The sequence below is a fragment of the Dyadobacter sp. CY356 genome (assembly GCF_021440195.1).
Taxonomy (GTDB): Bacteria; Bacteroidota; Bacteroidia; order Cytophagales; family Spirosomataceae; genus Dyadobacter.
On record NZ_JAJTSZ010000001.1, the window covers coordinates 757048 to 771065 of the forward strand.

Sequence of the window (14018 nt, forward strand, 5' to 3'; positions counted from 1 at the left end):
TCATCTGATATATCGTTTTTTTTAGTTGAAAGCCACGATATTAAGGTGTCATTTAAATCGATTAAATACAGCACATCAGCCGCCGATTGGGTGAACCCTGGGTCTTGAAGGCGAGTTTGGTGAGAGGAGAATGAGCTTATGGGAATTTGTTTATACATTTAATTATTGCTCAATGTAGGTTTTTTCCGAAATGTATTCGAATGATACCCAAACGGTTGTTCCACCTTTTGAATCAATTTTGAATTCGGCATTAAGATCCTCGCTAAGTCCCTGGATTAATGTAAGCCCAAATGAATCAATATTTCGCATACTGAAATCAGGACTTAGACCAATCCCATTGTCTGCAATGGTAAGTACAAAATGACTGGATTTTCTTTCTTTGAAACTTATATCGATTTTACCTGGTCGATCATTCGGAAAAGCATATTTCAAAGAGTTAATGATCGCCTCATTCAGTATCAGTCCGAGCGGTATGGAATGACTGATATTCATTTCAACGCGGTCGATATCAAGGTTGAAAATCACCGTTGGCTTATTTTGGAAACTATCTTTGAGGTATTGAACTAGCTCATGAATGTAAGGCGAGATTTCGATAGAATTAAGTTTATCTGTTTGGTATAACTTCTGATGGATCATGGACATAGATTGTATGCGGTATTCGCTATCTGCCAGTGCCGTTTTTGCTTCATCGCTTATTAAATATTCTGATTGACTCTCCAAAAGTCCTACGATCATGTGCAGATTATTCTTGACCCGGTGGTGAATCTCCTTCATCAGCCATTCTTTTTCAGTTAATAATTGGCCTAGCGAGATATTCTTGCTGTTAATCTCTTCCTGCCGCGCGGCCATGCCTTTATTATTTTTTTGGACCAGCCGGTAACCATAAATTAAAAGGCTGATGATGACCAGCAGCAAGCCAATGCTGATGTAGGTGATGTTTTGAATGAGCGAAGCCTGTTCAAGCATGTTTTGCTGCAAGGCCGATTCTTTTTTTAGCTGCGCAATATTTTCTTCTTTTTTTTCGGTTTCATAAATAATTTCCAGGTGGTTAATTTGTTGGCTCTTTGATTCGTTGAAGATGGAATCTCTCAATAAACTATATTTCTGGAACTCAGCAAGCGCAGAATAATATCGGTGATTAACCGAATCAAGTTTTGATTGCCAGAGATGGCTTCGGTAGGTTGCCTGATTATTATTGAGTTTGAGTTGATTTCGAAGGGCTACATATTTGGCTGCCAGATCGTAGTTGCCTTTAACAAAATAGAATTCAATCAAAAGACTGTAAACCACTTCGACCCGATCCGGCGGCAACCCCTCCGCAATGGTTAGAAGTTCATTAATGTATTTTGTGGCCCTTTCAAACTGCCCTTGTTCACGGTATAAGAAAATGTACGCACGGTCAAGCCAAAATTTCTTTTTTAGATCATTTATGGGATACCTGTGCTCGATTTTGCTAAGTAAGGCTGCTGCCTCTTTGAACTTTTTAAGCTTCAAATAAGGTGAACCCAGGTTGGAGGCAATAATATGCATCGTTTCAGCATCCCCATATTTCTCAGCAATCCTGAGTGCATTTTCGTAGTTTTCAATCGCCTTGCTATATTCGCGTAATCGGTAATGCGTTATTCCCAGCCGGGTATAGATCGTCGAGAGCTGAAGTGAGGTGTCCCCATTAGTCTCTGCATTACGTAATGCAAGGATACCATATCTAATACTTTCCTCCGACGCGCCCAGGGAAGTGTAGACGCTGCCAAGTAGATCGTATACGCCCATCAGCTGCTTGTAGTTTACAGACTGGTAGGCTTGCAAAGACTGTTTCAAGCAGGAAAGTGCCGCACCGTTTTTACTGCTGTAATGGTATAGTTCACCTAGTGTTTGGAGTACCGCTCCCTGCTTAACTGCAAGCTTGGCAGAGCGAAAAGCATCCAGCGACAAATGAGTATACCTGACCCTTTCCTGCATTTGCGTATCTAAATCAAAATACCCTGCCAGCCGGTAATATGCTTCCCCCTGCATACGGTAATCCTTTTGTTTTGCAAACAGCTTGATAGCCGCTTCGGTGGCATGCTGACCTTTCTGATGTAGGTTTTTAAGTGGAAAAATAGCGGCCTGTTGGAAGTAAACCATTGCCAGGCCTTTTTCAAAACGGAGGGAGATAGCCAGCTTTTGTGCAATAGTCGTGTAATATAGAGCGCTGTCCAGCTCCTGCTGACTCCTGCCCGACCGGTAAAAGTACTGGTCACTCAATTGCAATGCGAGCATAATTCTAGTGGTATCGGGTTGCCTGTTTCTATATCTGGATAGAATCGGAGCGGTATCTTTTGCTGTATAGGGTCCGGCGTAATCAGCAAAGGAACTGAACCCAGGCAATAGGAATGCAATTAGCAACAAAATGATTTTGGACATAAACAAATGTATGTTTATAAAAGATATTCAGAAAGTGTACCAGCATTTTATCGATTTTAATCCAAAAATTGCCCTGATTCCCAAGTGTATTTTGTTCGAAAAAGGCTCCGGGAGACGTTTTCTAATGGTATAAAGTTTCATTTTGATCATGAGCAATAAAATGGGCCAAGTATCAACCAACGATATGTCGTTTACCCACAGTTTTACCGACGAAATGAAGTCTTGCAATTCCAGGTAAATATTTTTAAAATGCTTATTTTGAGGCACTTAGTGATTTGGCATTCTTTTGTAATTATTGCTGCAAAACAAAGGAAAACAATGAAAGAACCAATCACAACCGTCTTGTTCGTCACAGGTGCTTTCGTAAGCAACGCGTGCTGGGATGACTGGAAGCAATTTTTCGAAAAGCAGGGATACAGAACGCTCGCTCCTCCCTGGCCCAACAAGGATGCCGCAGCAGAAGAGCTCCGCAACCGGCAGCCAAATCCGGCAATTGCCGGCAACCGACTGGCTGAGCTGATCGAATACTTTGCGGAGATCGCTGCAAATCTACCAGAAAAACCGATTCTGATCGGACATTCTATTGGTGGACTGATTACGCAATTGCTGCTGCAAAGAAATTTGGGCAGGGCAGGCATTGCGATCCACTCGGTGCCTCCCCAGGGGATCATCACTTTCAAATTATCATTTCTGCTCGCTGGTTGGGGGCCACTAGGTTTTTTTACACCGGTAGGAGAATCCTTTATGATGTCATTCAAACAATGGCAGTATGCATTTACAAATGGACTACCTATTGAAGTGCAAAAGGAGGGTTACTACAAACTCGCCATACCTGAATCCAAACAGATTGTACGTGATACAATCACCAGCGTGGCAAAAGTCGATTTTAAGAAACCACATTCGCCACTTCTATTGATTTCAGGCACAGCCGATCACACCATTCCCGACTCACTGAACTACGATAATTATCGGAAGTACAAATCCGGCGGATCCATCACCGACTACAAAAAATTTCCCGGCCGGACGCATTATGTACTCGGACAGGAAGGCTGGAAGGAGGTGGCATACTACATCTCAGACTGGCTCCAGGAAGTGATATGACAGCTTTATCAATTGCATTAAACTCAAATTTTCACCCTAATAAATTTTAAAATGAAAAAGCTTTATTACAAAACAAGCCTTGTTCAGGGCGCCGGAAGATCAATCCTGAACTTGTTAACAATGAGCCTGCTGCTATTCTTTTTTGCTTGTACCTCCGAGAAAAAAACAGAGACTGGCGAGGCGAAAACGGACACTACTGCCGCTACAACCAACATTGCGCCCGCCGATCCGCCATCAAATTTCAAGCATCAAACCGCCAATGTGAATGGTGTGGACATTCACTACGTCATTGGCGGCACCGGAGCACCTCTATTGTTGGTCCATGGTTTCGGCCAGAATTGGTACATGTGGAACCGCCTTTTGCCTGAGCTGTCTAAGCATTTTACCGTCATTGCGCCAGACCTGCGAGGCGTAGGGGAGTCAGGTAAACCGGAGAGTGGGTATGACAAAAAAACGATGGCAAAAGACCTGCACGAGCTCATGAAAAAGCTTGGTTTTAATAGCATTAATCTGGCAGGGCATGATATCGGACTGATGGTAGCCTATGCTTATGCCGCGCAATATCCCACGGAGGTGAAAAAATTGGCTTTGATGGATGCATTACTGCCGGGAATTGAACCTGTGTGGAGTCAGGTATCTGCCAGCGCATGGTGGTTCGGCTTCTTTGGCTGGCCAGCATCCGGAGAAATTGTCGCAGGTCGCGAAGAGCAATTCCTTACCAACTTCTGGCCGATGGTAGGGCATGTGGAAAAGCCTTTCACCAAACAGGAAACGGATGAGTTTATACGTGCATATGCCGTAAAGGGAGGGACGACCGGCGCATTTCACTGGTTTGGCAATTTTCCACAGGATGCGAAAGACAATGTGGTATTTGCGAAGACAAAATTGACAATGCCACTTTTGGCTATGGGAGGAGAATATTTTGGCGCGGCCTTTCTCAAAGACCACTCCAGGCTGGTAGCGACGAATGTCAGCAAAACCAAGATAATGGGCTCGGGGCACTGGGTGGTGCAAGAGCAGACAGAGCAGGTACAAAAAGGATTGCTTGACTTTTTTCTCGCCAAATAAATACCAGCAACAATGTATATAAAAATTATGCTTACGGCCTTGCTGATGCTTGGCTTGAAGGCAGCCAACGCCCAAACCGCAGATATGATCTTAATCAATGGCAAAATCGCTACAATGGTAAAAGATGGAGAATTTGCTGAGGCTGTGGCCATCAAAGGCGGGATTATACTAGGGACAGGAACTTCCGCAAATGTAATGGCACAATTCAAATCCGACAATACGAAGGTGATCGATGCAAAAGGCAGAACCATTGTTCCCGGGATCAACGACAGCCATATCCACATCATCCGCGAAGGCTTACATTACAATAGCGAGTTGCGCTGGGATGGTGTGAAAACTTTGGCTCGGGCCATGGAAATGCTTAAAGAACAAGCGGACAGAACGCCACCAGGTGTCTGGATAAAGGTTATCGGCGGCTGGAACGAATTTCAGTTTGCGGAAAAGCGCCAACCAACACTGGCAGAAATTAATGCGGCAGTGCCGGATAAGCCAGTCTTTATCACATACTTGTATGGAAAAGCATTCTTGAATAAAAAGGCAATACAGGTGCTGGGCTACGACAGTAAAACTACTTACGAGGGTAGTTTGGTGGAACTGGACGGCGAGGGTAACCCAACGGGCATGCTCTTTGCAAAAGAAACGCCTAAGGCTATTTATACGACACTTGGGTTGACAACGAAGTTATCGCACGAAGAAAGGATTAACAGTACCTTGCAGTATTATCGCGAGTTGAACCGGTTCGGTATCACGAGCGCTGCCGATGCGGCTGGCGGAAGCCAGAATTACCCGTCCGATTATTCAGTAGCATTACAACTGGCCAAAGAAGGTAAGCTCAATATCAGGACTTCGTATTTCCTGTTTGCCCAACAAAAAGGACGTGAACTGGAAGATTATCAAAAATGGGTTGCAATAGCAAAACCAAATAAGAACGATCATATGCTGCTTTCCAATGGATATGATATGGAAGGTGCGGGCGAAAATTTAGTGGCCACTGCTGCGGATTTTGAAAATTTTCTCGAACCCCGGACCATTCTTTCCGATCAAATGGAGGCCGACCTGGAACCTGTGATCCGGTTGCTGGTCAAAAACCGGTGGCCCTTTCGCCTGCACGCTACATATGGTGAATCCATTGAGCGTATGTTAACAGTTTTTGAGAAAGTAAATAACGATACACCTTTCAATGGTCTTCGATGGTTTTTTGATCATGCTGAGACCATCACTGACAAGCAATTGGAACGTGTCAGGAAGCTGGGTGGGGGAGTGGCCGTGCAGTTTAGGATGTATTACCAAGGTGAATTGTATGAAAAATTATATGGAAAAACGGACCGCCAATTACCACCCATCAAGAAGATGCTTTCGATGGACATCCCGGTAGGGATGGGGACGGATGCAACACGTATTTCTACTTTCAATCCATGGATGGCGATGCACTGGCTGCTGACTGGTAAGACCCTTGGCGGCATGCAATTCTGGCCGGAAGATCAAGTACTGGATAAGTTTACGGCGTTGCGTATATATACCAGCGGGAGTGCTTGGTTTACTGGTGAAGAGAAGCTTAAAGGCAGGATTGAGAGGGGAATGTACGCAGATATAACGATACTGACTAACGACTACTTTTCGGCCGCGGCAGACGACGTGCGCAAGATCGAATCGCTGCTAACCATCGTGAATGGTAAGGTAGTTTACGCGGCTGGGGAGTACAAGTCGCTGGATGCACCTGTTCCTGCCATCATACCAGAATGGTCGCCGGTGAAATATTACGGAGGTTATCAAAAATAAAAACCCTGACATTCATGGAAAAAATAAAAATGGAAGCCAAAAAGGCTGCCCTGCAAGCTGTTGTATTTTTGATATCGGGCATTGCCACATTTGCCCAGGTACCTTCCCCGCCGCAGGTGCCAATCTGGGATGCCAATCTGGTTATATTGAAGCTGCACAAGATTAGCGACAACGTATTTGCTGTAATCCCGGCAACTGCCGAAGTCGAAACAACTAAAGGAATCCCTCAGGCCACTACGGCCGGGTTCATTGTTGGAGAAAAAGGTGTTTTGCTCATTGAAACCATGATGACCAAAAGGCTTTATGATCAGCTTTTCGCGCTGGTTCGCTCCGTTACTAACAAACCGATCATTTATGCAGTAAACACCAGCGATCACGGCGACCATTGTTTTGGGAATTACCTGCTGCCAAAACAGACGCTCATTGTCCAGAATGAATTCTGCAATGAAAATCTGACGAAAAGTTATGATGGGATCAAACAGTTTATGGTGGCATTGTTCGGCAAAGGGAGGGGGATCGAAGACACCCGCCTGCGGGTCGCGGATATTCTGATCCCAAAATACCAGAATGTGAAAATCGATATGGGAAATGGTAATGTGGTTGAGTTGATCAATATCGGCACAGCCCAGTCTCCGGCCGATCTGTTTGTAAAAGTGAATGCAAAAGGTAAAAATATTTGGTGGCTGGGAAATCCATTTCTTGCGGAAAGTCCCAGTATTCCTTGGCTATTTGACGGATATTTTCTAGAACCAGTCGAGAATTTGAAAAAAATCTATGCGATGATCGGCGATGATGACGTGATCATTCCGGGTCACGGTCGTATCACCAACAAGAATGGCATCAAGTTCACCATAGATTATGTAACGGCTCTCAAAATAAACATTGAAATGGCTTTGAAAGATAGCCTGACGCTGGAGCAGGTCCGGAAAAAAGTAACTATGAAAGATTTTGATAAAGGGTATGTGCTCTTCGACTGGCTGCACTACAATTTCAACATCCCTAACGCCTACAAAGATATCAGTAACAGTAAGTCTAAACAATAGCTGCTATGAAGCATATTCTACTTTTGTGCTTTGTGCTCGGATCCCTGGGAACCAGCGCGCAATATGTGCCGCTGAAAATGCTCCGGTATGATGAAGACTACTCATCCCTGGAATCGGATACCACAGACAATTTTTACCATGATCTTAAATTTTCGCCACTGTCAAAGAGCCGTCAAACATATATCAGTTTTGGCGGGGACGTGCGGTTTCAATATTATCATGTGATTAATGATGACTGGGGCGAGCAGCCGGACAAAAATTACGGTTATGTTTTCTCCCGCTACCTTGGGCATGCTGATTTTCATTCCGGTAACCATTTCCGGGCCTTTCTGGAATTGCAGAGCGGAATGGCCAATGCAAAAGCCAGCACAACCCCGGCTGACGAAAATCCGCTGGACCTGCACCAGGCTTTTTTTGATGTTAGTGTATTGCCAGGACAAAAGAAAAACCTGGTTTTTCGTATGGGCCGGCAGGAATTATCTTACGGCTCGCAGCGCCTGATTTCTGTCAGGGAGGGCCCAAATAACCGGCAGGCATTTGACGGCATCAAGGCAATGGTTTCTCAAGCGAATTACAAAACAGACCTGCTATACACCCATTATGTAGCTTCTAAAAAAGGTGTATTTGACGATGGGTATAACAAAAACATTAAACTCTGGGGTGCATATAATGTGATAAATAAGATTCCTTTTTTGCAGAATGCAGACGTATATTATTTTGGCTTTGACAAAAAAACCAACAGCTATGACGATGGCAAGGGCAAGGAAATGAGGCATTCAATTGGGACCAGGATTTGGGGAAAGGATGAACGCTGGCGGTATGATTTGGAAACTATTTATCAGTTTGGCGGTTTTGCAGGCAAATCTATTCGAGCGTGGACAGCTTCTGCTCATGTAGACTATGTGCTGGATCACCTTCGATTCCAGCCAGAACTTGGCATGAAGGCGGAGATTATCAGCGGAGATAAAAGGCAGGGAGACGATAAGCTTAACACTTTTAATCCGTTATTTCCCAGGGGTGGCTATTTTGGCCTGGCGGCTCTGATTGGCCCCGCTAACCTTGTAGATGTTCATCCTTCTGTCAATTTAAATTTTACTAAAAAACTCAGCATTGATTTTGACTATGACATTTTCTGGCGTTACAGTGCCCAAGACGGCGTTTATGGACCAAATGCTGCAATGATTTATTCGAGCTCTGAAATTGCAGAAAAACTTATTGGACATCAGTATTCAATGGTTACCGAATATACCACCAATGCGTTTCTTCATTTTGGCTGTGAGCTTACCTACTTTCAAACCGGCAAATTTCTCCGTCAAGCCGGCCCCGGTAAAAATTTACTTTTTCTATGCCTCACTGCCGAATTGAAATTTTGAAGTACCACAATGCGCTATAACCGTTTTAAAGTCATCGCGAATGCCTAAAAAAAAATCCTTAATGTTGGGCTGCCCCCAAAAGCCGGACGGTATAAATTTTAACGTTTAGTGAAATTGAGTCCGGTAAATTACCGGGCTCACTCCATTTAAATTGAGTCATATCCTTTCGTTATTGTCATACTCTAAATATTCACAGATTTCTTTTTGAGTTCATCAATGTTGCTATGTTTTTCATATAAAACAGTTCCAACTTAATTATTCCAAAGAAGTTGTCTATGATAGCATTATTCAGACAGTAGCCCTTTCGGGACATGCTTCGCGTAATTCTTTTGCTGGTATTGCTTCATTTGATATTGCTATACCAGGATTACAGGTATATCCTTTCAATCACCCGATTGGCCGCATTTACATCAACTTTTAAGTAATTTAACGGATTTTGTACAACAGAAACAAATTAGCTTTTTCGCAGACAAGTATTTATAAACAACTTTCAGACCAGAAAACTTTGCAAAAGCACGGTTGACGATGACAATATTTTTGACTTCGCTTTTTGCGCCAGATAGCCAAACTGAATGTCCGGACAAAAAGATTTGATATAAAAATTCAAGCCTTCCGGATTTCTATCGATCTCATAATGAGTGGTCTTGATTTTGAAGGAAATTGATAGGACAGAAAATAAATGTTCAGAAATTGAACACTGCTCTGCAATAGCAAACCCTGGCAAGATGCCATTTATATGCTGAAATCTCTTCTGATTCCCAACTTTTTCATTTTTGACCCCAGCGTTGTTGGAGGGATATTTAGTATAGCCGCTGCTCCATCCACACCCCGGATGCGGCCATTGCATTTTTTTAGGATTTCAATGATATAGTCCCTTTCATTTTCAAATATGGTTTTCAGACGCACTTCTTCTTCCCTTTCCGATGGTTTCATAGGCTGATGCGCCGGTAGCAGTATCTGATCGATAAGCTCACTATTTGCAAGCAGGACGCTTCTTTCAATTACGTTTTCTAACTCACGAATATTTCCCGGCCAATTATATGCGAGTAAGTTTCTCATCGCTTTATCAGAGATGCCCGAGACTTTTCGTCCGATTTTGCCAGAATAAACTTGCACAAAATGATTCACAAGCAGCGGAATGTCTTCCCTGCGCTCAGCAAGAGAAGGTACATGGATAGGAAATACATTCAGCCGATAGTAGAGGTCAAGCCGGAAACGACCTTCGGCGACTTCCTTTTCCAGATTCCGGTTAGTGGCAGCTATAATCCTGATGTTAACTTTGACGGGGGCTTTTCCACCAATGCGCTCAATCTCTTTTTGTTGTAAAACCCGGAGCAGTTTTACCTGTGTTTCAAGCGGCATGTCCCCGATCTCATCCAGGAAAATCGTGCCATTATTGGCCTGCTCAAATCTTCCCAAACGCTTTTCGAACGCCCCTGTAAAGGCACCCTTCTCATGACCAAAAAGTTCGGATTCGATCAGATTTGACGGTAACGCAGCAGAATTTACTTTGATAATTGGGTGATCTCTTCTGGAAGAAAGCGCATGGATGCTGTCAGCGATTCTTTCTTTGCCCGTTCCGCTTTCACCGGTAATGAGTACAGATGTGTCCACTGGCGCAACCTGGCTTATCAGATCAAAAACTGCCGTGAGCTGCGGACTACGACCAATAATCCCGTTGAAAATTGAATTGACAGCATGCGCAGGCGGGGCCACAGATATCTTCCCGGTTGCGGTAGAAATACGGAACATAGCCTGCGTTGCAACAATCAGAAAAGGGCGGATCCGATGGCATAAAGCAACCTGATTTTGGTTAAAAGCATTGGGACGACGGTTATAGAATGAAAGGGAAAGAGGGTTGTCAGCTTTGGGTGCCAAGGGCTGCAACGGAAGGCTAAGCATAGCGCTCATTCCAAATGTGTCTGCAATGATCTTATGCATGGAAAGCCCTGAAATAACCGATTCAAATTCTTTTTCATTATAAAATTGTATATCAGATGCGATCCTTGTGACAGCTTGCAGTCGATTAATTTCATGGGCTTTTAAGTTGCAAATCGTCCGAAGTCCGTCAATCGTGATGACCTGATACTCATTGAAGCCAATTCTCAGAAAATACAAAGTATCGTTTTGTTGCATGGAAGTTGAGGTCGGGAATTCAACAGCCATTAAATCGAACGAAATAAAAGGTTGCAAGACCTGCGCAATCACCAGCAGTTTCTGCTCCGGCGGGATACCATCAGCGGTTATGTTTTCCAGCTGCGTTTGAAGCAAAGTCTCTTTTCGGAGCTGTGATTCCAGCCCATTTTCATGATGATACACTGCGATTTGTAAGGCTACCAATAAGTCTTTTTCGCGAAATGGTTTAACCAGAAATCCATTCGGATGAGTTGCCTTGGCAGCATTCAGTACTTGTTCATTCGAATTGGCAGACAAGTAAATGAAAGGAATATTGGCGTCCCTTAATTGAACTGCTAAATCAATACCAGTCCTGTTCCCGGATAAAAATATGTCAAGCAAAACCAGATCAGGTTTTTCGGCTGCAATAATCTCCTCTGCCTGTTCTACCGACCGTGCCACACTGCAAACCGTGTAGTCAGCGCGCTGCAACATAATACGCAAATGATTTGCCTCAATAAATTGGTCTTCAACGATGAGTATCTTCTTGCTCATATATTGCAGGGGTTATATAGAACCATACTGAGCTGCATTCTTTTCTTCGGCAATATACTTAAAATCGATTTGAATTGTAGTTCCTCCATTATTCCTGATGACAAGATTACCTTCAAGTTCTTCACTTAATCCTTTAATAAGCGTTAATCCAAATGAATTAATGTTTTGTTTTTCAAAGTCCTCAGGCATGCCAATACCATTATCGGAAACACTCAGTACAAAATTATTTATACCGTTTTGTTTAAGTACCACATGAATTTTTCCAGGCCGTCCATCCTGAAAGGCGTATTTTAAAGAATTAATGATCGCCTCATTCAATATCAGGCCCAACGGGATAGCGTGACTAATATTCATCTCCAATCGTTCAATATCCAGGTCGAATGTGACCGGTGAGCTGGTCTCGAAACAGTCTTTGAGATACTCCACCAATTCATGAATGTATGGCGAGATTTCAATAAATGTAAGGTTATCCGACTGGTACAACTTCTGATGGATCATAGACATAGACTGGATCCGATGTTCACTTTCCGCCAGTACCATTTTTGCCTCATCGCCTTTTAAAAACTCGGATTGGCTTTCCAGTAGTCCAACGATCATGTGCAGGTTATTTTTTACCCGATGATGGATTTCCTTCATCAGCCATTCCTTTTCAGTCAGCAGACGCCCCAATGAAATATTTTTATTGTTGATCTCTTCCTGCCGACAGGCCATGTCCTTGTTATTTTTCTTTACCAACCGGTACCCGTAAATCAAGAGCCCGGTAATGATAAGCAGCAAAGCGATGCTGACAAACGTGATCATGTGAATAATTGACGCCTGGTGTAGCATATTTTGCTGGAGCGTGGACTCTTTTTTAAGCAGCGCGATCTTTTCCTCTTTTTTTTCTGTCTCGTAAACGATTTCCAGTTTGCTGATCTGCCTGGCTTTATTTTCATTAAAGATCGAGTCTTTAAGTACGCTATATTTTTGATAATGTGTTAGTGCAGAAAGATAATCGTGATTCGCCGAATCCAGGGTAGATTGCCAAAAATCGTTCATGAACGTGAGTTCTTTCGAGTTGGAGTTGCTGGCAAGTACCTTATGTACATCGACCAATTTTTGAGCCTGCTTATAATCGGCCTTAGCCAGATAAAACCGGATCAGGGTATGGTATATCCTTTCCTTTTGTGCGCTTTCCTCAACTAATTCCTCAGCGATTGCTAAAAGTTCATTAACATATGGTGTGGCTTTATCATATTGTTCCAATTCGCGGTAGAGGTGCACATAAACCCGGTCAAGCCATTGCTTATGAAGCAATTCTTTTATGGGAAATTTTCTCTTGATATCGGTTATTAAGCGTAGTGCATCCTCATGTTTTTTTAGGTTTATAAGTGTACGGGCCAAATTGCCGGCAATCATATGAACAGTTACCGGGTCATTAAACTTTTTTGCAATCTCCAACCCATTTTCAAAATTTTCTCGTGCGTTTATGTATTCACCCAATGAGAACTGCGTCAATCCAACCCTGTTATAGGATGTGGCAACCGGAAGTGAGGTATCATTGAGCGAACGAGCTGCGCGCAAGCCCTGCATGCCATATTTAATACCTTCCTCGGGCATTCCCATAATTGTGTAAACTGTACCCAGAAGGTCGTAAACAGCCATTAATCTGCGGTATCTGACGGATTGGTAGGTTTGCAGAGATTGCTTTAAAAAGGACAAGGCGAAACTGTCATTGCCCTGTATCATGTAGAGCTCGCCCAGGGCCAGCAAAACATCTCCTTCTTTCAAAGTGTACTTCCCGGTCCGAAATGCGTCCAGCGATTTCTTGAAATAATTTATCCTGCCCTTGATCTCAGACTCTGAAAGTGAATAGAAGCCCCCTTGCCTGTAATAGCTTTCTCCAAGCATTGCATAATTCTTCTGCTTGTTAAACATGCTAATTGCTTCATTGTTAGCTTCTTTAGCTTTCTTTTGAAGATTAAACAATGGGAGAATCGCAGCTTGCTGAAAATAGGCCAGTGCGAGGCCTTTATTGAAATTCAGGGTGGTAGCAAGCTTTTCGGCGGCGTTACTGTAAAGCCTGGCGCTATCTAGTTCTTTGGCATTCCGGCCTTCCCGGTAAAAATACTGGTCGCTCAACTGAATGTATAACATCACCCGGTTTGTATCGGCAGGACTGTTTTTGAGTTTAGCCAGAATCGGCGCAGTATCCTTGGGAGTAAAAGGTCCGAGGTAGTCAGCATAGGCACTGAAAGCAAGGAATAATAAAACGCCTATCGGGGCAAGGATTTTAACCATAACGTAACACAGATTTATAAAACTTGCATCAGAAATTATACCAGCATTTCCCAATGATAACCCCGCAAACTGCCAAACCGCTAAGTACCCCTAAATATCGTCAGAAAAGAGTCTTTTAAGGCCCATAGTTGGGAAATATAATGCCTCTTCGACTTATATTAATGAGCCGGATCCTGGCCTTCCAACGAAATATCGTTGGATTATGCTTTGCCGACGAAATACAGTCGGGAATTTGAGCTCCAGATGGATGTCTAGTCAAGCGCATAGATAAAATCCGGTGGTTAACATGTACGAATTACTA

The 14018-nt window shown here is 43.4% G+C and carries 8 protein-coding genes; 5 read left to right on the top strand and 3 right to left on the bottom strand.

Features of this window, described 5'->3' with window-relative positions; genetic code table 11:
* Positions 1–162 precede the first annotated feature (162 nt).
* Positions 163–2403 (bottom strand): histidine kinase dimerization/phosphoacceptor domain -containing protein, encoded by a 2241-nt coding sequence (locus LXL81_RS03245; protein ID WP_234645265.1) that lies wholly within the window; start codon positions 2401–2403, stop codon positions 163–165.
* 318 nt (positions 2404–2721) lie between these two features.
* Between LXL81_RS03245 and LXL81_RS03250 the strand changes: the two genes are divergently transcribed.
* The 5 genes from LXL81_RS03250 to LXL81_RS03270 are packed head-to-tail and all read left to right on the top strand — an operon-like array spanning position 2722 to position 8767.
* Positions 2722–3504, top strand: coding sequence for an alpha/beta hydrolase (locus LXL81_RS03250; protein WP_234645266.1), 783 nt, complete (start codon positions 2722–2724; stop codon positions 3502–3504).
* A gap of 51 nt (positions 3505–3555) precedes the next feature.
* Complete coding sequence (locus LXL81_RS03255; protein WP_234645267.1) at positions 3556–4572, top strand: alpha/beta fold hydrolase; 1017 nt, start codon at positions 3556–3558, stop codon at positions 4570–4572.
* Positions 4573–4584: 12 nt separating this feature from the next.
* Positions 4585–6351 (top strand): amidohydrolase, encoded by a 1767-nt coding sequence (locus LXL81_RS03260; RefSeq protein WP_234645268.1) that lies wholly within the window; start codon positions 4585–4587, stop codon positions 6349–6351.
* A gap of 14 nt (positions 6352–6365) precedes the next feature.
* Entirely contained in the window at positions 6366–7394 is a 1029-nt protein-coding gene (locus LXL81_RS03265) for an MBL fold metallo-hydrolase (protein ID WP_234645269.1), read from the top strand.
* A gap of 5 nt (positions 7395–7399) precedes the next feature.
* Positions 7400–8767, top strand: a complete 1368-nt coding sequence (locus LXL81_RS03270) for an alginate export family protein (protein WP_234645270.1) — start codon at positions 7400–7402, stop codon at positions 8765–8767.
* Between the two features lie 732 nt (positions 8768–9499).
* Here the strand turns inward: LXL81_RS03270 and LXL81_RS03275 are convergent.
* Together LXL81_RS03275 and LXL81_RS03280 are read right to left on the bottom strand one after the other, a co-directional pair.
* Entirely contained in the window at positions 9500–11437 is a 1938-nt protein-coding gene (locus LXL81_RS03275; RefSeq protein ID WP_234645271.1) for a sigma 54-interacting response regulator, read from the bottom strand.
* 12 nt (positions 11438–11449) lie between these two features.
* Positions 11450–13717: a histidine kinase dimerization/phosphoacceptor domain -containing protein gene (locus LXL81_RS03280; protein WP_234645272.1), complete on the bottom strand. Its 2268-nt coding sequence runs from the start codon at positions 13715–13717 to the stop codon at positions 11450–11452.
* Between the last annotated feature and the right edge of the window lie 301 nt (positions 13718–14018).